Consider the following 22,998-nt stretch of genomic DNA (forward strand, 5'->3'; position numbering starts at 1 on the left):
GGATGACCCACCGTTTTCTGGCCTCAATTAGCCCTCGATACAAAAACCCGCCGATGGCGGGTTGAGTTAAGGGTTATCACACTTCCTGTCTCATAGCCTCTTCACGAAGCCTTACCAGAAAAAGCGAGATTGTATGAGCTTCCTGAGGTGCCAGATCCAAACTCTCAAGATACCTCTCGAGCTCCTCCAGTATTGATTCCATGCAGTAGTCTCCCGCTTTTGCCCTCCGTCCTTACGGCCGTAGGAAACCGAACAAAGGCATAGCAAGAGGAAAATCTAACATCTTGAGGAAACACTGAGGACAGCACTCGAAGCTATCGAAAGGACAATGGAAATTGTTGCTTAACGCAGGTATGAGCCCACAGCCTAACGGAATATTGAAATCAACAAGGTGAGCCCAAACCCCAACAAACAGAGAAAGAACATCCACGCCATGAAGGTTTCCAGGCTTTCTCTGTTGGATTTGCTGAAGCACCAGCACCCGAGAGCGGCCGGTATCAGAGCAATCGTGAAACTGAAACTTGCCGCTTTCAGTGCGACAGCCATACAAATGATGGCCAGTAACAACCACATGGCGAACCCTCCTTTGGAATAGGTCAGCCTAATCCCGGCGTTTCCAATCTGAACAGAGCCGCTATTCCCATAAAGGCCGATTCTTATTGACAGCGTGGTATGCCAAGTCATTGCGACGAGCCAAGAGCTCATCAATCCGCCGGCGCTTCTGCTCAGCATCTAAGGTCTTGTCCCTCTGGATGAGCTCAATCTTGTTCCGGAGAACCCGGATCTTCTGCTGCGTCCGCCCCAGGCTCTGCCGTGATTTCAGCAATTCCCCACTCGATGCCAAGAGCGTGTTTGCTGCTTCAATCCGCCCTTCTCTACGGTATTGGTCAATTGTTCGCTTGAGCTGATTGACCTCGTTCAGCATCTGGTAGAACTCTTCTAAATGCTGCGTGGATTTTGCCGGCCCAGTCCCTCGATAGATTGCTTTCAGTAAAGGGATTTCGTCTGCCCGCCAAGCAGCTGACTCACCAGGCTGGGTTGTTCGGATTAAACCATCTGCTGCAGCCATGACGTAGCTGCCCATCGTGCCGGTGTAACCAATAACCAGATGCTCAAGCTGCTTGGGCGATAAGCCAGACAGCTCGCCAAGCTCGCGCATCAGCAAACTGGTTTGCTCGTTGTAGCGTGCCTCTGCAATCAGGTTTAGATCTTGTGGCCCGTCGATAGACCCACCCCGGAAGGTGTCATAGTTGAATGCGGCCTCTACAAGAGGCTTCACAATTTGAGGGGTTGGGTTGAGCGCGAAGGTATCCCCGATGGCCCGGGCAACCGCTTTGCCAAATTGGGCTCCGGTGTCCTTGTCGCCCATGGCACGCACCATGCGCTCCGGGATGGTCCCGAACAACACGCCGATCTCAAAGGGCTTGGGAATACGCCAATGCTGATCACCGATAAAGAAGTGCCAGTTCGCATCTTTGTCCCAGTCAGGTACCTCCTCATAACGTTCGTCATCCCAGTTGATGGCCAGTAAACCCAGCGACATGGCCGTGATCATGCCTGCTCGTTTAACCAGATCACGAGGGTTGCCATGCATCTCCCGGGTCAACTTTCCCAGCCCCTGCAGGCGTGCGTTAAAGAACGGCAAGACCATTGAGGCCGCCTGGATAAACCGAGCGCTCCCCATCATGGAGAAGTCCATCAGGTCTTTTGATTCAAAGGCTGCTTGTGCGTGCCCCTTGCCGGCTTTGATTGCGGCCTCATAGACCGCCTCACGGTTTGCGTTCTCCAGGGCCTCGCCAATACGGCTGTACTTATCCCAGGCGTCAGCAATGATCCCTTTCGCCTGAGCTGCGTTGCGGATGATGGATTTTTCGTAGCGGGTGATCTGTTCTGGGGTCATGCCCTTACGGCGCAGCGACTTGCGCACAGCATCGGCCATGGCAGAAGGCGCGTTGCCATTGACGTAGCCCCCAAGGAAACTGGCGCCGCTGAACATCACATCGATTGTGCTGCCATCAACTGCCAGGGTTTTTCTCACCCCTCTGATCGAGTCAATCACCGGCTTGAAGCCATCCTTGCTGATCACCCAGCCGGAGAGAGAGTCCCGCAGGAAGTTGCGCAGCATGAACTCCGGCGAGGCCGTCACCCCGGCCGTCAACAAGCGCTTGGCCTTAGAAGCCATATTGACCATCGACCCGAAGGGCTGGCGGTCGAAGAATGTCATGGCGCGATAGAGGTCAGGGTCCTCCACACGGATCATGTAATCCTCCCCTTCCAGCTTCACGGTAATGAGATTCTTACCGTTCTTGAGGGCCCGCCAGTCCATCAAGTTTGGCTTGGCGACTACCTCAATAATGCCCGTATCAGCCAAGTTCCAAATGGTCTTCTGAGCCGCCATGTTCTTCATCGAGGCGTCAATCAACTTGGAGGTGGAGGCAAAGATGTTCTCGAGCAGATCGTTCGTATTGGCTTCACCGCCTTTGAGTTTCTTAATCCCGGCATTCTGGTTGGCAATCCCCTTCTGTTTGAATGGTGCCAACACATCGCCCTCCTCGGTTTCACGGAAAAACGGGATGTACCATTCGCTCTCGAACTCTGCACGAGCCTCCTTGGAGAAGAGCCCGGCCTCCTGCGCCAAATCCAAGGTGGCTGCGTTGAGACGGTTCCAGCGAGCTTTGGCATCCTGGAATTTGGCCTCTTTCCCGTTACCCAGGGCCTTGAGCGCAGCAATGTCGTTGGCATCAAGCAGGTTTTCTCGCCCTTGTGCCATAAGGATTTCTGCCCGGTGGCCAGCCATCCAGCCCAACCAGTTGTGAAGATCTTTTCCAAGGTCAGAAAAAATGCCCAACAGGGCATCTTTTTCACCAGTACCAGCCTTTCGCTGGATCACCCCATCCTTCCACTCTGGCAGACCATAGAGCATGGTGGCCTGCATGGTTGAGGCTGCCCCGGTTGCCATTCTGGCCGCTACATAGCCGGAATCAGCGGCATCCGTTATGCCGGCGGAATCTTCTGCGTACTTGATAGGGGCCAGCGCATCGAGTAATTCGGTGTTGGCCTTCTTGATAAAGCGATCTAGCCATGACTCGACAAGGCCCCGATCAACCTTGCGCAGCTTGTCCAGATTGGCCTTGGTCTTATCGATGATGTCGGGCCTGGGGCCCAGATTGAGCTTTTCCATCGCCTTGTCCGCGGCGGAATGAGTTTGGCTGAATTTCAGGCCCGGTTTGACAATATCGTCCTCGCTCAGTACATTCGGGATTGAACCATCCATGCTTGAACCTAAGGGCAATTGCAGCCCGGTGAGTAAAGAGCTAGGGTGGTTTTTCTTTATGTACTTTGTCACGCCATCCGCTACCCATCGGCCAACCTGTTCGTCAGGGCGTCCATGAATACTGGCAATTCTGTTTACTTCAAGATACTTACCTGCACTAACGCCTAATTGAATGGCGGTTACTACTGAGCGGCCAGATTGGTCTTTTGCATCCAGCAACACTACGAGTGATTCGCCTGGATGGGTTTTCGAATCAAATATTGCCAGTGGGTCACTTAATAATTCAGGTAGGGCTTCTACCGTCGCTGTATCTACGTCGTGCTTCACCCCGTTTATCGCCTTGCGCACCGTATCCCGACTCACCCTCATTGTTAGGTTTGGGGCTCCGACAGCCATGAGAACTGCGGGTGTTGAACCAACCTCAATCGCAATATCACCTGATCGAAGTGAGCTCATTGCTTTTGCCAACTGCTGCCGATAGTTATCAGCCTCTGTTTTGTCAGGAGTAAATCTCCCATTACCAGAGCTCGTCTCTTGGCTGAATTTCTTTCCGTCCTGACCAATGTCCTGCCGACCAGGACGTTTCATCTTGCTGGCCAGCGCCTCAATCAGAGTCCGAATTTCAGCTGGGGTGATCCCGTCGGGTATAAAGCCCACCGCACGCAACGCTCTGGTTACCCATGCCACTACCGCATCCCAGCCCCTACGCCATGCGCTGGGCTCAAGCTCAGCAAGGTGAGCGATGACTTCTTCTGCCTGAGTACCAAGATCTTCATCGGCATAATGTGTCTCTACCCAGTCCCACACCGCCTTCATACTGGGCTCTTGCTTGGATTTGAGCAGCCGACTGATCAGCTTTGTGTAATCGCCAGAACCAAGCACCTTGGCCAGGCCATAATGTGCCAACACCTCGTGGCGCAGGATCTCTCTCATCCGTTTAGGGCTGGCAATGGTGTCTGCGGCCACATGCAGGGTTTCTGAGTCATCATCAAACGCGGCACGGCGTATCAGGCCATCTTTGGGCTGCAGACCCAACGCTTTCTCCAGCTCAGCCTGGGTGGCGTGGATCTGCACATCGATTACGCTGGCCCCCTTGTACTGCTTGAACCACGCCTGTGTAACCAGCTCGGCTTCTTTACGGGTCAGGTGCTTGGCAGGCTTATCCCCATCAGCAATGGCATGCTTGGAGAAGAGAACCCGCTTATCACCTTCCTCACGCTCCTCAATGGTGTCAAAAAACTGATCAAATCCCGCCCTGATTGCCGGGATCTCTCCTGCAGTGGGGTACGGATAGCTACCCTCAAGTTGGATACCCAGCGCAGCCTCAGCATCCCAGGCCGATTCACTGACGATGTTGGCCAGATAGTCGTTACTGGCGCCCTGGTCTTGCAGCTTGGCAATCAAGTACGACTCGAAGGCCCTGGCACTGAGTTCTGGGTCTGTGGTCCAGTACGCTTTACTGCGTTTGTTATCGAGCTTCTTCGAGCGTTCCTTCAGTGCCGTTTGCTTGATTGCGCGATTGACCGCCCCGAATGCCTCGATCATTTCCTTTCGAACAGAGCCACGATGGATGTACGGGCTTCCCCTGGCGGCGAGATCGACCACCCGGGCCTCCGTCATCATCACGGTCCCTATCTCTCCCCCGGCTCTGGCGAAGTAACCATCAAGAGCATGCCACCACTCGTGGCCAAGCGACCCGGCGCCATTCATCTTGGTCAGGTTGATCACCACCTTAGCCGGTTCATAGTGAGCCGCTGCCGGGTTAACCCCCCCTGAGCCCCTCGCACCAAACGCCAGTCCCAGCTCACCATTTAGCGATAGCGACTTAGGTGAAATGCCAAGCACAGCAGCCATATCCATCAGCGCATCGTAGGCATTGTTCAAGTCACGCTGTCGCCGATCTTGCTCGACCCAGTTTCCAAACTCGACGCCACGAAAGCCAAACGCCTTCCCAAACAGTTCGGGGGTAACATCTTCCCCTCCCCGCATGTCCTCACCCACTCTTGGCAGGTTAATGTCACGGCGCTCACGAGGGATCTCTTTGGCTCTCTCCAGCTTGCTGACCAGCTCATCGTAATGATCAACTCGGTATTTGCGTGCGTCGCTGACGTTGTCGAACGACTCGGTGAGGTCAAGGTGATTACGGCCGACTTTCTTGCCAATTATCCAGCCCTGCCCATTGCCGCGGCTGTAAATGTCGAACGAGATAGCCTTAGGCTTACTCACCTCTTGGGTCAATTCGTCGTATCGACGCTTGAACTTTGCAAGCACCTCCGCCTTGCTCGAACCAGATGCGATCGTGCGTGGCCAATGACCAAAGTTAGTAGATTTGCTCTGTCTGCTGATGGTCCAGATGCCGATGGGGGGATCATGCTTAACCCCCTCAAACAGGCTGTAACTACCAAGGCTAAGCTCCAGATCGGCCAGGCTTCGTTGATGGCCGACAGCCAGATAGAGTTCAGCCCGGTTGTGAATGGTATGGGCACTGCGCAAGCCCGCATTAGACATCAACCGTTTAGCCGCATTGGCATCAATAGAACCGTCCATCAGGCCCATGGATAAGTCACGCAGGGATTTCACGGCTTGAGCCCAATGGCTTACTTTGTAGCTGACTCGAGGCTTAGCGGGGATCGCGTCGCGGGCAGCCCGGGCAAGTGCAACTGCGTGGGGATCTACTCCTGATGCCACCAACTTGTCATAATCTGGCGCCGGCCAGGCTTTGGATAAGGGCAACGCCTTTATCTGTTCGGCGCTTTCGCCTTCCAAGGTGTCGCGGTACGCCGCCCAGGTATCTTTACGGGCGCCCCCGATCTTCTCACCAAAGTCATGGATCTTGTCTCGGGTGTGTCCCTTCTCAACTACTGCCGGCTTTGTCGTATCACCCTTGCTCAGCCAGTCTTTAAACTCCTCAACCGGCATAGCCTTGATCGCCCCAAGCCCTTGCCACCCCGGTTCATAGTTAGCCAGATAGCCTTCCCGAGCGGACTGCTCATCGGCAAACCCCAGCATGGCTTTATGCTCATCAAACTTGCCTGTTTTGGGGTCTACTTGATCGACGACATAGACCATGTCACTAGCATGCTGATCACCAATAAACACATCGACGTGATCACCATCTGCACCTTCGGTGCGTTTGATGTAGCCATAGTCATGCGCCATGGTGGTCTGCCAAGCTTTACCATCCTTATCAGCACCGCTTCGGATTGAACCCTTGGGGTTTTCCAGAGTGATGTTCAGGCCGTGCAACCTGAGGTGGCCTTTCTTGTAGTTACCAGCCTCCTTCTGTGCCGGCGTCGGATCTGTATCGACATCAGCACGTGCGGCTTCTACTTCTGTGGCAGGCTCAGAAACAACAACCCCGGCATCTTTGGCCGGGGTCGTCAGTGTTTGGTCATCGCTCGGCTGTCGAGCTGGTGTAGGTATAGGAGCAGCGAGACCTTCTGGATCTCCGGCTCCAGTTCTGCTGATGAGTTCGGCAGAGGATGGGTCAGAACTCGCTGTATCTGGCGCGCTTGCTCCAGGCTGATCACCTTGTCGGTCACTGCTAAGCGTAAGTATCTCGGCAGGCTGGTCATGATTCACCTCGTGATTGTGCTTATCTGCAGGGAGTGCTCCGCTGTTACCGGTATCGTCCTGATTGGTGGCGGAAGATTCAACCACTCTGCGCTGAACTTGCTCGACCTCTGCCAGTTCAGCAACACCAAATCCACCACCTTTGAGCTTCACCGGAACCTCTTTACCCTTACGGCTGGCCATAGTCGCCTCTTTCTCAGTGGTAAATGGCTTGCCTTTGCGGGTAATTCGGAGGGTCTGGAGCGGGCCAATTTCCGATTCAGTTGTAGTGTCGCGCATCGGTTTGGCATCAGGCTGTCGCTGATCCGCCCCATAGACCACATTGCGGTGTGGCAACTCGGTGCCGACCTCGCGAGCCTCACCCTCAATCACTGCGCCCGGCAGCTCGCCAGCAGGCTTGGTGGAAGATGTCTCTGACGGCAACACATCCCCCTCCTGCCCGCTTTGCCAGCGAGTGCGCTCTGCGCCACGGAATTGTGGGCCAGTGCCGGCCTGCTTGTCATCAAAGTGGCCTTCCTTGGTCACCCCCCGAGCGGCATTGGCGTCACCAGCAAAGATCACATCTTTGAGTGGCAGGGCTTGGCGCTGGTTCTCCATGGCCACCTGCTGGGTGCTCTTGTTGCCAGCGAACGGGTCAAGTCCGAGCTCGTCGGCCTGGGCACGCTCATAAAGGGTCTTGCCCTGAGTGCCGGCCTGCATCTGTGAAGCAACCAACTCCTGCACTGACTGGCCAAACTCACCGGCCAGGGCTCGCTGAACCTCGCTATCGGCAGCCATACCCTTGTAGCGTTGAGCGGTATCGTCCTGACGCAGGTAAGCGGGCACATCGCGCAGTTCATCGAACTTGCTGGAACTAGCGCCTAACGGCGACTTATCTGCGTCAAACTCGGGCTCAGCCATAATATCCACACTCTCCTGTGTAGCTGCCGCAGGTGCAACATCCGCTGGCGTCTCAGGCGAGATGGGGGAGCCATCGACAACAGAGCCTGGCTCTGCCGATCGGGCATCGGTTGAAATGGGCTTGCCACCTCTGGCGCCACCGACAGAGCCAACGACTCCACCAGCCCCCATGCCAATGAGACCGCCCTCCAGAGCACTGGAAAGCACCCCTTGCATTGGCTCAATGTTCGCCCCGGCAATCTCGTTCAGAGACTCGTTCACTGCATACTGCTGCACACCCTCCTCAATGGTTTCGCTGATCCCCTCACCTGCTGCCCCCTTCGCCGCCCCTTTCAGCACGCCGCCAGCAGCCATCTTTCCGGCCAGCATCTTGAACAGCATGGCATCACCAATCATGGAGCCGACAGCCGCCGCGCCCCATGTCTTGGCATCACTCATGGCGGCACGGCTGGCAACGTTGGCAGTCTCTTGCCTGGCCAGCGCCAGCTTGTCCTCGTCCGAGAGGTGCTGGGTCTGCTGGTCTTCGTCAATACGAGCAAACGCCTCCCGGAACGTGGTACTGGCCGCCAGCTCATCGAAGCTCATATTGAGCACGGTCTCCCGGGTATTAACCCCTGCGCTACCAACCGAGCCTGTTGCCCCCGTCGTTACCGCGGCCCCAGTCGCCAGCCGGGATACAGTCTTAGCGGCGACAGCCTCAGCAACCTGCTTGGTGGCCCCTCGTTTGAGCATGGATGTAGTGACAGCACGCCCGATACTGGCCTTAGCCGCTACCCCGGTCACGCCGCCCGCCAGAAGGGTCGGTACCAAAGAGCCAATGCCCTGTGCCATCTTCATGGCCCATACATCGATGTCCCCAGCACCATCGCCAAGGGTCAAGCGCCCCTCAGACGTCTCATCGACCAGCCTACGGCCCAACGCCTCCTTTGCATCACTGCTCATTCCCTTGGTCAGGGACTCAGCACCTGACTGCGCCAACTCTCCTACACCAGCGACCACGTCCAGTACCGGGCTCAGCTTGCTGGCCATATTGGCCCGGGCCTGCTCTAGGTAATCGCCACCCTGCTTGCCGGCGTTCTCCCTGCCGAAGTCACTTGCCTGGTGCGCTAACTCTCCAATGCCGCCAATCAGATCCAGTGCCCCAGCCCCCACCCCGCGAGCCACATCCCCTAACCCAACCTCGAGATTTCGGGCAGGTTTGGTGGCAGATGATGCTGAAGAGGCGGTTTCGGATAGGTTGCTATCGAGGTTGTTCCAAAAGGGGTCGGTGCGGGTATCGGATATTTGCGCCTGTGGCAAAGCCTCACGCAGTCCAAGCTTATGCATGTCGTCCTCGGGGTTTTGTAAAAAAGAAAAGCCCCGAACAGCGAACTGCTCAGGGCTTTCAGATGCGGGCGACCAAAAAACAAACTGGTCGATTATGGGGAGATGCTAACGTTGGAATAATTAAAATTCAAGCAACCTCAGCGTCCCACATGCTCACTGAGCTTATAAACAAAATGAGAGGTATCCTCACATTTCAAATGCTATATAACCACCGACTACACTAGAGCGTGCTGAAGCTCGTCTTTATGCTCATTCTTAGTTTTGGATGTAGCATCCAGAATTTCAACAGTGCAGTGATTACCATCAATTGGGGAGTTCGCATACAGCGCCGTTGATAGTGGGTCTGCTTTACTACGACTAATTGCTTTGGTTGTGTCTGTCCCAGAATAAATAACATGCAGCTCATTGCCAACCAGCTCCCAGGCACAAATTGTGGAGCTTTCTACGCTAAACCAGGGCTTCGTGACTTTTACCACAGAAGAAGTTGGGCTGAAATCCAAATAGCTATCTTTTGTGCCTGCCACTTTGAAATAAAACTGAGTTTTACTATCTTTGTATTTCTCCAACTGGAATTCAACGGCTTCTGCCTCTGAACCATTCCCATAAAAGGTGTCACTGCCTTTAGTCAATTTCACATAACCAAAGTTTTCGCCCTGAAATTTCAGCTTGAGGATTTTATTTCCCATATCTATAACACCCTATATTAATGTTGATGATTCATGAAAAATAACAAAATTTAAACTAGCAGCGCTAGCAACTAGATGAGTATGGAACTCAACGTAATTACTACGCTTAATCAAGCTAAGCGAATTCACACAAAACAGAAACTGACAAAAGCATCAATTGCATGATACCGAATGCTCATCTACACAGTAAAAATGATTTAAAATCAATGCCATACAGGCTCATGTTGACCTCTTGCAACCAAGATGGATTCAATCAATTTTTTTTCCCAGACCAAAATAGCGTCAAAGCAAAATACCTATTAATGTCCTTGGGCTTGGCTCATTGCCTTATAGGCTTCCAGCCTGGCATCACGTAGACGAGTCGCTGTCGTGTTAGCCTGAGCAGCCTCCTGCTGCTTGGCCCTATTCTGGCGCCACAACTCAAATGCCGTGTTCATCCTTGCCGGACTATCAAGTAAACCGTTGAGCTTGCCGTGATGGTGAGCCTCCTTGATGAACTGTAACCGTTCAGGATCCTCCCCAGCCCATTCTTTGAGCGGGTGGTTATTCCTTGCGTCTTGCGGCGGGGTGGCAACACCATATGTCTCAGCCAACACACCTTTGCTCTGCTCAAGTTGAGCATCAAGCGCATCGAGCTGAGCATCTTTATCGTCGGTATTACTGGCAGAGACCCGCGCCCGGTTCTGGCCATGCTGATTTTCAAGATCGGTTATCGCTTTCTTATAGCCAGCCTGGTCAGGGCCTGCCGTCAATCCAAGAGCTGTTCGTAGCTGGTCTGCATTGCTGATCATGTGCTTGGACAATGCGGCGCGTTGATAAGCCGGTTTCAAGAAGTCGTTGAGCGGGATAACTTTGGGCTGGTCATCCGGTGCCGAGGTGCGATTATTGGTGACCGGTCGAATGTCGGTGCTGCCATCGTCATAGGTAACTTCTACACCCAGCACCACACCACGAGCATCGGGGGTCACCATGATGTTACTGAGCTTCTTGGCCTTAATTGTCTTCCCGCTCTCGGGGTCAATGTCCCCGACCCCCTTGTTGATCTCCTCCTGGTATAGGGTACCTGCAGCTTGAATGAACGCCGGATCGTTGACCCCGGCATGTCCCTCCGGCGTAGAGGGATCCAGCCTTCCCTCCTGAGCCTGGCGCATCAGGTTGCCGGCATGGGTGACAAAGGTTTTGCCCGCCTCGGCATAATCCTGCTGCAGATAGCGTTCAGGGTTGAACGAGCCGGCCCGCGGATCACGGACAACACGCCAAAATTGATCACCCGGATCCCTGCCTTCGGCCACTGCCTGCCAACCCGACTGGATGATCGGCATATTTTCCTGCTGAAAGAGCTGCTTGTTACGAAGCTCTCGCTGCCATTCATACTCCTGCTGCTGGCGAGCCTCACTGGCCGCGGCTCTGCGCTCTGATGCGTTGGCGCGGGCCTCAGCAGATTGTACCTGGCGCTCGGTGAGCGCGAACTGGCGATCTGCCCGCTCATCAGCAACCTTGTCGCGACCACGGCTGTAACCCAGCTCCTCCTGATAGCGCGTATCCGCCACCTTTTCCCGCTCCTGCTCGTTCTGCCACATGGCATCACGCAGGCTCATCGCCTTATCTAACCGCTCTTCTTCCTGCTGGCCACGCTGGTAGCGATCCATTGTGTTGAAGCCGGCCAGAAATCCTTCAGCTAATCCTGATACGCCCTTCACCTTCGCCCTCCTTAAAATAGGCTGTCGGCCAAAAAGCCAATGCCCGCCCCGACGACAGTCCCCAGACCTGGCATAACCATCGTGCCTATACCGGCTCCGGCCCCCACTGCACTCATTGACTGCCCCCTACGAGCGGTCTTCAGACTTTTGTTGGCGACCTCTATCTCCGATTCTCGGTTAGCTGCATCACGCAGCCCCATCATCCCCTGCTGCCGCGCCTGAGCACCGAGATCAAGTAGTCCGTACCCCATTACATGCCTCCCCCGGTTTTAACTGACTCACGCAAACCAGCATCAGCACCGGTCAAAATCCCCATCTGGCGAGCCAGCTCCTGCTCCCGCAAGCCGTTTTCAGTACCTGCCGTCATCAATGCCATGCGCAAGCCCTGGCTGTTATCGCTAGCATGGCCGCTCACCCCCATGCGGGCGTTGCGGTTTGCCGTAGCCTGCTGGGCTGACCGCAACGCATTAGCATTATTCGCATCCACTCGCCCAAGCTGGTCACGCATCAACTGCCCATTGGTCGCCAACTCCATCAACTGCTTCTGCTTGGGGTAGAAGCGATTCTTCCAATCCTGGAACTGCTCACGAGTGATGCGAGCGAATGTATCTGCGGCAAACCCCATAGCTCCCCCTAATACCCCTTGCCCTGAAGCACGGATGCGGTCGGGCTGATCTTCTTACTTGCAGGAGCAGAACCGGCCCTGAACTCCTTGAGCCCATACGCCGTGCCGGCTCCAGCCACGGATCCAACAAGCCCGGCCGTGGCCATCTTGTTTTGAAACGAGGTCTGCGCATCATTGGCTGCCTTGCGAAGGCTGGTGTTCGCCAAATCCCCCATCCCCGCCAACGCTTCAGCCTTTTGGCCAGCCCCAATGCTCACCACATCCTTGAGGCCCGCCACATACCTGTCCTGCTGGCTAGACTGTGCTCGGTTACTTGTATCGCTCTGGCTCAGGGCCTGCTCCGTCTCCAGCTTATCCATCTGAGCCTGATACTTACCACTCGTTGGGTCTGCCCCTTGAGCAGCTAAGGCATTCGAAAGCTCATCACGAGCCTCACCGAACCCTTGGGCGGTCCCCAATGCTGATGTGCCGGCAATGTTGTCGTACTCAGTCTCTCGGTTTAGGTCTTCTACCTTGTCCATGAACAAGTTTTCGTACTGCTGCAGATCGTTCTTGTAGATTTCCCACTGTTCCAAAGCCACCGCGGCAGCGGCCTTCTGGGCCTCGGTTTCCTTGATTTCGTTCGAACCACCCTTGCCCATCACCCCACCTCACAGGTCAATTTGAAAGACATAGAACCCATCAGAATCGTCGGGTCGCCGTTGCCAACCCTGGCGGTTCGCCACTTTCAGCCACCCTTTCCTTACTGAATGGAAGCGAAGCCACCGAGCCCCGATCATCCGCGCAAGGCGTTTCACTTCTGGTAAATGGCGATCTATAGCTCCTCGCTCCCCCCAACCAATCCATACCACTACTCCCGTGATCCCGGCCTCGGAGACTGGCTTCAACACAAAACCATCGCTGCCACGCACAAACAAAAACGCCACCCGATTACGGATGGCGCTTTGCAGTTCGGCGTATAGCCTTGGGTTGCCTGTATCGCTGGCGATGCGGTTGATGTAACTGGTAGGGTTACTCAAAAGTGGCGCTGCCATGTTTGAACACCATTGCTACAGCGCCAACAAGTGATACTGACACGTCACCAAGTATCGAGACTTGAAACTGTCCGCGAACCCCAGCTGGCAACGTGGCTGTTGCGCAGGCTGTTGCAGAGTCTTTGTTTGATCCTCCGGTGGCAGACACGGACGATCTACCAAACTCCACACCATTCATGTAAAACACTACCGTGCAAGAGCGGGTACCCTCTGACGGCTGCCCACCACTACCATAATAATAGCCTTCTGCGCTGATGTTTATTCCTGTGACAATAACCCCTCTGGTAAAATTTGCCTGAGCCACATTAAAGAACATGCTGAATGGGCCGCTTGGTTGTTGCATGTATAGCGACTTTATCGCCGCCACATCACCAACAATTCGCTCTGCATACACTGTGCCACTCACAACGCAGTCCTGATCTATCGTGCAGTTGCCGATAGTCATATTGCGAACATAGCCACCTTCGGCATTGAGCTTGTTGGTGTATATGCTGCCATCTGCATAAATGATGGTGTGCCAGCCCCAGTTCCAGCCACTATATGGCCCGCCTTTGCCAAATCCAGCTGCACCACCAGACATAAAGGCGTTGCCCATATCGAACTGGCCGCCAGTGATCAGCGGGGCGCTGATGCTCACCCCCGCCTTGATATAGTCAGCCGTAATCTTCTCGGAGTGGATGATCTGGATGGTGGCCTTTCTGATTAACGCCTCTTGGATGACGGTCTTACCCTGATCGATGGCTAAGAGTGGAGCTGTACTCCCATTTGGATTGTTTGGGTCATAAACAAAAACTTGGCTGGCTGAGAGAAACACCTGGCTGGTGCCGTCTGACTTAGCCACCAGGCCAATGCCAGCCTTAATCTCGCCAGCGCTCGCTTTGACGGCCCACATACTGCCAACGCCACTCTCCAAGCTGGCCGCCGTTTCCTTTACCCCCTCATAATCCTGCTTTAGCCATGCATCAAAATGACTGAGCTTTATTTGGCCATCGAGCTCGTCAATGATGTCCTGAATATCCCGACTGGTCTCGGCATAAAGGCCGCCTGTGCTATGGTAAGGCCCCTCCATGCTGTTCTTGTTGACAAACCTGACCCAGTAAAACGCCTTGAACCCTTTGCCTACCGAATCGGAATAAACGTTAGCCAGCGTGGTGCCCACTCGCACGGCCGTTGATACGTTGTTCTTGCTGGATCGCCATATCTCAGCAAACGCATGCCCCTTGTAGGAAGGGGCGTCCCATGTGAGCGTAATGGTATGAAAGGCACCATCTGCTGTCACATTCACCGGGGCAGTTGGCGTCTGAACCCCAGACCATTCAGGATCGGTTGGCTTGTCTGGTGGTAATTCTGGCACCACCACCCCACTCCCATTGCGACGCAGGTTGATCATGCCGATGGCTGCAGCTTCTCGCAGCGTCAGCGCTTTATCCAGACGGTCACCTTTCTGACCGGTCAGGATTTGCATGTTTTCTGTCAGGCCCTGCTGGGTACTGCTGGCCCGGAACGTGGCACGACTCATTGCAACGACACCTCCGCCATGCTTCCGCCAAGGGTGATGCGATCCACTACGCTACTACCCTCCACCTCAATCTGCCAACGATCGCCGCGCAGCGGAGGCAGGCGAAAGCCGGTTGAGGGAACCTGACCAATCGGCAGTCTGAACACCTCCTCACCATCAACCCTCAGGGCAACCCCAACCTGAGTTATGTCATCAGCAGTCACCTTGGCGCAACCTATCCGTTGCCATCGCGGCAGAACAAACAGTTTTGACCGCCATCGCATCGTCAGCGCCTTGCTTCCGCCTCGCCACTTAAAGAGCTCGGCCCCCTTGGCGATCATCAGTGCATCCATCTGCATATCCGGAACCGCAGCATCCCATCGCCCAGACAGCCAGCGAAAGTCACCAGATTTGGGGTCGAACACAAAGCCGTGGCTATCAGTCAGCGCGACATACTTGCCTTCGCTGTACCATGCCCTCATGGTTTCCGGCTGCAACGCCTGCCACTGCTCGCGGGTGATCAGACTTTCCGTCACCAGATGGCCGCCATCAGCCCCCACGCCAACAAGACCATCCGGCGAGGCATACAGCACCACCCCATCGAGCGCGACCATGGAGCGGGCGCTCACGCACGCCTGCTGCACTGACGAGAGCTTTTGACCGGTGATGGATGATGGAGACGCGCCCTGAAACAGATAGGGATAACCCTTGGTGCCCACCACCAGAGCGGTATCAATGGCCGCAATAGCCACAATGTCATGCTCGGTGGTCAACTTGTACTTTTCAGGCCACGCATAGGGAAGGTAAGGCTCGGAGAACAGCACGGTATTGCCGACAAACCCTGCGCATATCCCGTTTGCCATCTGACAGATGCCCCGCATCTTGTCTGGCGGCATGGTGTAGCCGTAGGTCTCAAGTACAGGCCCGAGCTCGCCATCTTTTTTGCTGTCGATATACGATGTGAAGGAGATGGGGAGGTCGGCAACCAGAAGATAATCCGCTATCCCAGCTCCGGACACGGACCGATAAAGGCGCCTGCGAGTTACATTACTGTTGTTGGTCGGTGCTGGCGAGAGTGACACAGATACAGTTGAGCCAGGAATGGTGATTGTGGCTTTGCCGCTAGCAGGGCCTGGAGCCCCCTCCTCTCCCAGCCCGGTGACATAGGTTTCGACATAGAACCGGGTTTCATCATCGGTGGGATCATCATCCTTGCCACCGGATGGCGGGGTAATCGACTGCACACCTGGCGGGGTTGTCGGCGCCGGCACACCAAGGCGGTACCAAGCAGTTGGCTTGTTGCTACCGCCAGTGGCGATCGCGTCATATGTCAGCTTCGGATAAGCGCCATCCGTGAAGTAGACCCGATTGTACCTGTCCAGTGCAATGGGTGAGCGCATCACCTCAACCAATCCACTCCAGGCAAACCAGAATTCGCCGTAGTAGTGGAAGATTGTCTTTGGCGTAAATGGCAACTGAACACCCACACCAAGATCGTCACACAGCGGGGTGATAATCCCGCGGTCGAATGCGCAATCCCGCGCCAGCTCTGCTGCTTCATCTGGCAATAGGTGGCCCGCCACGCGTGGTATCATGCCTCGCATGGTCACAATATCGATAAGTGGCATCAGATGCTCCGGCAAACGGAAACAAAAAAGCCCCACTCGTGAGAGCAGGGCCATGATTGAAATATCCTAACGCCGGGAGACTACCAAGTAAATGCCAACACAGCGCCAACGTCAGTGAGGGTGGAAACAGCCTGCTCGGCGGCGTTACTGGCCTGACGGATCTGCTCGCGCAGGGCTAGCACATCGACCTCCGCCTCGAACCCTGCTTCACCTAACTGTTCGCGCTCTCTCGCCCGTTGCAACCGCCAGTCGAGAGCGCTAATGCGGCGCTCTGCTTCTGCTTTAATGTTAAGTATTTTGTAAGCAATTGCAGATTCCGCGTCGTTAATATTAACTAGATTATCCGGTACAGAACTGGGGTCAACGTATATAAGTTCCATCACGAAATCCTCAAATAAAGGTTCTTCGTATAATCAGCGATACCAGCAAATTTCACGTAATTAGTCGTAACGGCCGGAACGCCACCAGAAGTATTAGGCAATCTGATTGCCACTTTTTCCGATAAACCGAGTTCTGCATTACCAGAAAGGCTAAGACTTCCTAGACTGGCAACAGCAGGGGAGTAAAACCGAAAGGCGTCAGTGACCGACAAAGTAACACCGAAATGCGAAGATAGATCGAAAATCTTGGCCTCGTTAGATACAGTTGCGGCCGGAATAATGAGGTTAACTTTATTAGTCACCGGGTCCAATGACGCAAACCCAGCCCCGGGAAGAACAAAATAACACAAACCATCTCGCACAAGAGATGCCTGCCCAGCATACTGTGTAGCTGCAGGAAGAAGTGCGGCAGTACTGTTGTTTATAGTAACGCCTCCAAGGCTAGGTGGATCGGTTGTTATAGACGTGTATGGCCCACCAAGACTGGTGGCCTTAGCTGGGCCAAAATTACCACGGAAAGCGATAAAATACGCTGCGATGCCATTCCTCACATAAGCCAAATCGACAAGATATGTAACGCCACTTAACGTTATGGAAGTACCCGGCTGAATATCGCCACCATTGACGGCATGAAGAGATACCGAGGAAGCGCTACTAGAACCAATCGACAGAAAGACAAGTTGGGTTTCGGAAAGAAATCTGACAGCCTTAGGGGAAGATACCGCACTGGAAACAGACTTGAAGGTATTCATATCGTCCGAAGAGTAGTACACGGTGCTGGACGACCCGAAAAAGAAAAACATACCACCTGCGTATCTGACGCGAAACGAACCAGCTCCGGGGGAATCTAACTCCTCCAAAACAAACCCCTTTGCACGTCTGGCAACAAATATCTTAGAACCAGATGAAGCGGTAAGGACGATAGTGTCATTACTGCACGCGCAAGAATAGAAGGAGGTTTGGCCAAAAATGGGCGAGCCGTTACCTTCCGGGACAACGAACGCAAGCGAATCTGGGAAGTTTGATTGAAAGCCCAGCTTACCAAGCACCCCCGATCGCAGGTATTCGCAACCACCTACGGAAATCTTAACCCCCTTTTCAGGCAAGAAAGATCCGAAGCCAATTGGAGGATGACTGGAGCCTTGGCTTTGGCCGAGTAGGTTGTCTAACTTGCTGAGAATGACCGGATCTAATGCGCTCATGCGCCCCCCTCTGTAGTCGTGAAATCGGTCAGAATGCCACCCTGATAGGTGTATGTGGTGGTTCTGACAAGCTGGCCCAGCGTCTCCACCGCCTTGGTCAGTCTCCCTTCTGTGTAGCTGTACGTCGTCACCCTCTCCCCTGCTGGCAGTTGCTCGGTCATTTGTGTCAATGCTCCGTCCACATAAACAAACGAAGCTGAACCAGCTGGTTGCAAGGCATCCACCGACCCGCTTGATGCGGCCCCTATTTCCTCAAGGCTCGGCAGCCAGTTACTCGGTCTGGCGCCAACTTGAGCGGCCGTCGGCATCCAGTCGGATGGTCGCGCCCCCACATCTGCAGCAGTTGGGGTCCACGAGTCAGGACGAGCACCGATACTGGCTGGCGTCACTCCACCTATCGCCTCACTGATCGCTTGCGCAAGCTGACTTTTGGACGGCACATCAAGGTGAGTCCGCGCAGCATCCTTGTTCGGCACGTCTCCTAGGTTCTGGTCTTTCAGCAAGGCTCCACCTGTAGCCTGATCAACCAGATCTTCTGCTCGCTGGGCAGCTAACTCCGAGCGATCGGCATATTCACTACTGGCTTGCTCGCTAAGGGCAGCCTTGTCGGCATGTGATTTAGCCAGGGCGATCTGCTTGGCACCCTCTGTCGCGATACTATCCAGCTGTCCTGCTGCGGCCTGCTGGATCCGCTGCTCGGTGGCAATGGCGCTATCGGCCTGCACCTTTGCCTTGGTGGCCTCATCGCCAGCCAGCGCTGCGCTGTTACCGGCCGCCGTGCTGTGCTGCTCTGAAAGTGCAGCGCTTTGTCCGGCTGCGGCAGCAGATGCAACCGCGGATGCCTCTTTCTGGCTGGCTACGCCCGCCGACAGTGCCGCGTCGGAAGAGGCTTGTTCGCTACTACTCTTCGCCACCTCTGCACGATGGGCAACAGCGGCGGCAGAAGTGGCATGCTGCTCACTGGCTACTCTGTGCTCTCCTGCCACCCTTGCCGCATCAACTGCGCCCTCTTTTGCCGATGCAGCCTCACCTGCAGATACTGCTGCTTTGCCAGCATCCTCCGCTGCGACAGCGCGATCTGTTGCCGCCAGCTGAGCGCTGCGTCCAGCAGCCTCTGCGCTCTGCTCAGCCAACTTTTGAAACTCATCAGCACTCTTGGCTGATGCAATAGCTTGCTGCTTGGCCAACTGAGCGGCATCCCTGGCTTCGATGGCGGCTTCCAGCATTGGTGGGGTGAGGTCGATCCCCCCATCAACAAGGATGGCGTTCAGCGGCCCTGGAGGAGTGCTGGCGGAAACCTTGCCAATACCCAGATAGTCCATGTCGCCACAGCGATCATTCTGGGCGTAGACATCATATGTCCCTGCAGCCAAGTCAAAGCTGTAGAGGCCATTGGCATCACATTTGAAGGTCAGCTCAGACCCCATCAGGACTTCGCTTGTAGTAGTAAGCGAGCGCAGTTCAATCAGTGCACCAGGAACCGGCTTTCCTGCCGGGTCTGTCATCGTGCCATAGAGCTTAATCATTGGTGCCGCCCCTTCGTGCTGGCCTGATTGTCCCGCATCGACAACATCGTAGCGTCGGACTCGGTACCGATGGCCAGGGCTTGTGTGAACGATTGAAGATGCAACTGCCCCCGAGACGCATTAGCCGTCACTTCCGAGTCACGCATGAACGCCCGGTACATGATCCAATCCAAACAGGGGGTAATATAGCGATCATCAACCTGAACCGTTTCACCAGATTCGACCATCGCTTTCGTCAAGGGGGTCGGAAGAATGCTGAGCACCAGCTCGATACTGACCCCTGCCTTCACGCCGGGATAGAGCCAGAATGCGGTGATATTGGTGGGCTCATGGATGTAGAGTTCAGCCTCTTCTCCACCAGTGCTGCTGGCCCAGCCAGGAATAAGACTTTCCAGGTCTGCGCGGGCCACGTACCGGATAGATTTGCCTGTGCGCGTGTTACGCTCAATGTCGATCAGCTTGATTGTGCCTGCAGGGGCCGTCTGGCGGGTGCCGGCAGCACAGGAGAAGGACTGCGTCTTAATGAAGATGTCCGGTCTTGCAGTAGCAATCGCGGAGATTGCGCTGTTGTAGTAGGAGATTAAGTCCTCTATCCCCCACCCGATGCGCTGCGTATCCGTTAACTCACTCGATGCTCTATTCAATAATTCGCTGACCAGCATAACTCACCTCACATCAGAAGAAGTGTCGCTTTCGAATAGGGTTCTGGATCCTGGCGTTTTCGGTGTGCTCAATGCGAAACCGGTACGCGTCACGGATCCCGTCATAGAACTTGCGGCGGTTAATCTGAGCCAGTTCATGATTGGTCCATGGCTTGGCTTGTAACTGCTGTAAGAGATATGCAGCCCCACAAGCCAACTCGTGCGCATAGCCCTCCACCAAGGCGGCAGGGATCAGTGTTGCGCTCGGCAGTGGCTCAATGGCGCCGATGATGCAAACCTGGTTAAGAGGCGCCATAAAGCGAATGGACTCGGTGGACTGCACATGGAAGTACTTACCAGGCGTCAGTAAATGGCCTTCAGCGGTGATGCGATGGATCGCCGACCCCGTCACCTGCGGCGCCCGCACCTCCTGTCTAGCCTGGCGATTGATGCTGCTGGTCATCGCAAAGCTGACGGTTTGCCCCTCGAAGACATGGTCGAACGTCCGTTCCAGATGGACCAGCATGCTCTCTTTACAGAAAATGATGGCGGCCTCGATGAGATTGCCATGTACCAAGGCATCAGCGCCTTCTGTATGCGGCAAGTGAAGAACCCGCTGGCGAACCAGCGGGATCAACACAGCGGGGCTCACCAGTCGGCTATCTTGTACCGGTACCATCACTCGCCGCTATTCTCGGTGACCAACTTGGCTTTCAGAGCATCACGCACTCTCAGCCGGTAATCCCCAACTTTTTCCTGAGCACCTTGCGGGGTAATGTCCAGGTCTTCCCCGACTACCAGCGTTGCAAGCTGAGCGGAGGTCAACTTGGCCAGGTCTCGACCATCCACCACCATGCTCTGCTCTTCAGCAAGGCGTGCAGCTTCCTCTGCTTGACGCTCCAATTCTGCAGCCGCCTCTTGGGCAGCCCGCTCCTGGCGTTCCAGCTCGTCGGCCAGGTGCTCAGCCCGGATCCAGACCGAGGGAAACTCCAGCAGTTGCATGGCGATGTGGCTCTCGATATCCACAGGCACATGGCGCGGAAACACAAGGCGGCTCCCGGTCACAGTGTCTTTCTTGCTCAGCTTCTCGCCGATGTACACCACAGTAATTTTGTCGCTCACGGCAATAACTCCAATCCAGTAATGAAAAAGCCCGGCACAGGGCCGGGCGCGGAGGTGCTGGCAGCCTTAAAGGTTGCCCACCACTTCATAGTGCAACTTGAGCTTGGCGATACCTGTTGCCTTGCCCCCACCAATGGTGAGGGTGATCTCTTGTCCCTCCTTCGTCAGAAGGTCATCAACCGGGTAATACTTGGCCACTGCTGCTGCCGTTCCCTCTGCATTGATGATGGTGGTATTGCCAATCTTGGCTGTGATGGTGGTATTCGCCCCCAGCGCGGTAGTGAACAGCGTTACCCCCACGACCTTCAGGTCGGGCTCAACCTTGTCGCCGAACGCAACGACATCGCCAGCCGGCACGGCGGCCAGCTTGGCCACCAGGGTCGGGGAAATAGAGAGGTTGCCGAAGGCACCAACAAACCAGCGGTACGCTTTGGCGATCAGGGTAGTCTTGGCCATGACATGGCTCCTTATCGAGTCAGATAGAGAATAGGGGCCTTGAGGCCCCTTCCTGCTGGTGCTTAACGGCCGACCGGGCTCACCGCGGTATCGAGTACCATGCAGCCATGGTCCTGGATGTTGCCGTTACGCTGCTTGAAGCGGATCTTCTGCAGACCGGATACCCAGTGGATGGAGATCTCGGTGCTGTTGCCGTGGTCGGTTTTCTCTTCGTGCATGCCAAAAGAGCCGCCTTGCTCGCCAGAACCAAATGCGTTGGCCAGCGCCTGTCCGCCCAGCAGGACCGCGCGGTCGATGGTGGTACCGGCAACCTTGTCTACCTCCATACCGGTTTCAGAGTTGACGTCACATACCTTGACGGTACTGCCCTGGTTGAAGCGAATGGGCAACCCCTTGTACTCCTTGACCAGGATGCCACGCCACATGGCGCCTTCGCCGCGGAAGATAGGATGGTTCCAACCCTTTGCACGTTCAGTGGCTGCGATCTGCATGGCCTGCCAGTCCTTGCCAGAGCTGGAGGTGTAGAAGTCGTGCCACTGGCGAGGGGTGACGTAGAGCACAAAGAGCGGCTCTCCACCCGAAGGGTCTGAGTGCATGCGGATCGGCTGGATGGGGTTAGCCATCTCGGAGAGGAACAACGCCATATTGTCCACGCAGCCCAAGTTGAAGCGGTCTGCAGCATCGATGGACTCGAAGGTCGTCGCGTCACCGCCGAAGAAGTGACGCTCGTAGGTCGGTGCCGTGATGGGGTTGATCATGATTTCGGCGAACTCCTCATCATCCGCCAACGGCAAGATGATATCGGTAGCCGCGTAGTCGCCACGTGCCCCAGCCAGCTGGACAAAACCACGCTGGTCAACCAGGCGACCATAGTAGCCATCTGCCAGCAGCACCCGAGCGGTCTTGATGAGGTCGTGCTTGGTGCGCTTTTGGCTCATCTTGCCACCAGCATCCACACCGTGGCGGGACTGGTTGATCGTCAACGAAAAGTCTGCAAAAGAAAGGCTTTCCAGACGACCAGCCAGTTTCTTATCACCCATAGTCGGGCGGCCAGAGAGCTGATGGAACAGCTGCATATCTACTTCGTCACCGGCGGTTTTGCCGAGATCAGAGATACGCACTACCGGGGCTCCTGCACTGGTCTGCTTGCCACCGTTGATTTTGACCCCTTTTGGGGCCTCTTCGGTCAGCATGTTAACCAGCGAATGGGAGCGGTTGGCCGCAGTAAACAGGGCGGCCTGCAGAATCTTGTTGGCTTGCGCCGTAGTGATTTGGGTCATGAACCTCTCCTACAAAAACAAAAGCCCCGACGTGGTAGTCGGGGCTTTCTTGTAACCTGGGTTGTTGATTTAGAACCCGGCCTGCTCCAGCAAGGCCTCCATCTGGGCCTCAGACATGGAGCTCATCTCACCGATAAGCTCTGCCTG

17 protein-coding genes are annotated in these 22,998 nt (G+C 55.3%); all 17 read right to left on the bottom strand.

The window, feature by feature from the left end:
- Positions 1-366: 366 nt before the first annotated feature.
- Complete coding sequence (locus AACT07_RS16030; protein WP_069528836.1) at positions 367-573, bottom strand: hypothetical protein; 207 nt, start codon at positions 571-573, stop codon at positions 367-369.
- Between the two features lie 61 nt (positions 574-634).
- Positions 635-9,073, bottom strand: coding sequence for an LPD38 domain-containing protein (locus tag AACT07_RS16035; protein WP_069528838.1), 8,439 nt, complete (start codon positions 9,071-9,073; stop codon positions 635-637).
- A 215-nt stretch (positions 9,074-9,288) separates the two neighbouring features.
- Positions 9,289-9,759, bottom strand: a complete 471-nt coding sequence (locus AACT07_RS16040; protein ID WP_069528848.1) for a hypothetical protein — start codon at positions 9,757-9,759, stop codon at positions 9,289-9,291.
- A 299-nt stretch (positions 9,760-10,058) separates the two neighbouring features.
- Positions 10,059-11,459, bottom strand: coding sequence for a hypothetical protein (locus AACT07_RS16045; RefSeq protein WP_253182268.1), 1,401 nt, complete (start codon positions 11,457-11,459; stop codon positions 10,059-10,061).
- A 250-nt stretch (positions 11,460-11,709) separates the two neighbouring features.
- Positions 11,710-12,084, bottom strand: a complete 375-nt coding sequence (locus tag AACT07_RS16050; RefSeq protein ID WP_069528851.1) for a hypothetical protein — start codon at positions 12,082-12,084, stop codon at positions 11,710-11,712.
- An 8-nt stretch (positions 12,085-12,092) separates the two neighbouring features.
- Positions 12,093-12,725 (bottom strand): hypothetical protein, encoded by a 633-nt coding sequence (locus AACT07_RS16055; RefSeq protein WP_069528852.1) that lies wholly within the window; start codon positions 12,723-12,725, stop codon positions 12,093-12,095.
- A gap of 9 nt (positions 12,726-12,734) precedes the next feature.
- Positions 12,735-13,118 carry a hypothetical protein gene (locus AACT07_RS16060; RefSeq protein WP_069528853.1) on the bottom strand — a complete coding sequence of 128 codons (384 nt, stop codon included), beginning with the start codon at positions 13,116-13,118 and terminating at the stop codon, positions 12,735-12,737.
- Complete coding sequence (locus AACT07_RS16065; RefSeq protein ID WP_069528854.1) at positions 13,096-14,637, bottom strand: phage tail tip fiber protein; 1,542 nt, start codon at positions 14,635-14,637, stop codon at positions 13,096-13,098. Before AACT07_RS16065 ends, AACT07_RS16060 begins: the two co-directional genes overlap by 23 nt.
- The gene (locus AACT07_RS16070; RefSeq protein WP_253182269.1) at positions 14,634-16,298 is read right to left on the bottom strand and encodes a hypothetical protein; all 1,665 of its coding nucleotides are present in this window, start codon (positions 16,296-16,298) and stop codon (positions 14,634-14,636) included. The genes AACT07_RS16065 and AACT07_RS16070 overlap by 4 nt, the downstream gene beginning before the upstream one ends.
- Positions 16,299-16,324: 26 nt before the next feature.
- On the bottom strand, positions 16,325-16,624 hold the full coding sequence (locus AACT07_RS16075) for a hypothetical protein (protein ID WP_069528856.1): 300 nt from the start codon (positions 16,622-16,624) through the stop codon (positions 16,325-16,327).
- Positions 16,624-17,826, bottom strand: coding sequence for a hypothetical protein (locus AACT07_RS16080; RefSeq protein ID WP_139123852.1), 1,203 nt, complete (start codon positions 17,824-17,826; stop codon positions 16,624-16,626). The genes AACT07_RS16075 and AACT07_RS16080 overlap by 1 nt, the downstream gene beginning before the upstream one ends.
- A complete protein-coding gene (locus AACT07_RS16085; protein ID WP_069528858.1) occupies positions 17,823-19,352 on the bottom strand; it encodes a prophage tail fiber N-terminal domain-containing protein in 1,530 nt (509 codons plus the stop codon). The genes AACT07_RS16080 and AACT07_RS16085 overlap by 4 nt, the downstream gene beginning before the upstream one ends.
- The gene (locus AACT07_RS16090) at positions 19,349-20,014 is read right to left on the bottom strand and encodes a phage adaptor protein (RefSeq protein ID WP_069528860.1); all 666 of its coding nucleotides are present in this window, start codon (positions 20,012-20,014) and stop codon (positions 19,349-19,351) included. Before AACT07_RS16090 ends, AACT07_RS16085 begins: the two co-directional genes overlap by 4 nt.
- Before the next feature lie 13 nt (positions 20,015-20,027).
- Positions 20,028-20,633, bottom strand: a complete 606-nt coding sequence (locus AACT07_RS16095; RefSeq protein ID WP_253182270.1) for a hypothetical protein — start codon at positions 20,631-20,633, stop codon at positions 20,028-20,030.
- 38 nt (positions 20,634-20,671) lie between these two features.
- On the bottom strand, positions 20,672-21,115 hold the full coding sequence (locus AACT07_RS16100; RefSeq protein ID WP_069528864.1) for a hypothetical protein: 444 nt from the start codon (positions 21,113-21,115) through the stop codon (positions 20,672-20,674).
- A gap of 66 nt (positions 21,116-21,181) precedes the next feature.
- Positions 21,182-21,571: a hypothetical protein gene (locus tag AACT07_RS16105; RefSeq protein WP_069528866.1), complete on the bottom strand. Its 390-nt coding sequence runs from the start codon at positions 21,569-21,571 to the stop codon at positions 21,182-21,184.
- 62 nt (positions 21,572-21,633) lie between these two features.
- Positions 21,634-22,851 carry a phage capsid family protein gene (locus tag AACT07_RS16110; protein ID WP_069528868.1) on the bottom strand — a complete coding sequence of 406 codons (1,218 nt, stop codon included), beginning with the start codon at positions 22,849-22,851 and terminating at the stop codon, positions 21,634-21,636.
- Positions 22,852-22,998: the final 147 nt, after the last annotated feature.

The organism is Aeromonas sp. ANP5 (assembly GCF_963870295.1).
In the GTDB taxonomy this organism is placed as follows: domain Bacteria; phylum Pseudomonadota; class Gammaproteobacteria; order Enterobacterales; family Aeromonadaceae; genus Aeromonas; species Aeromonas veronii.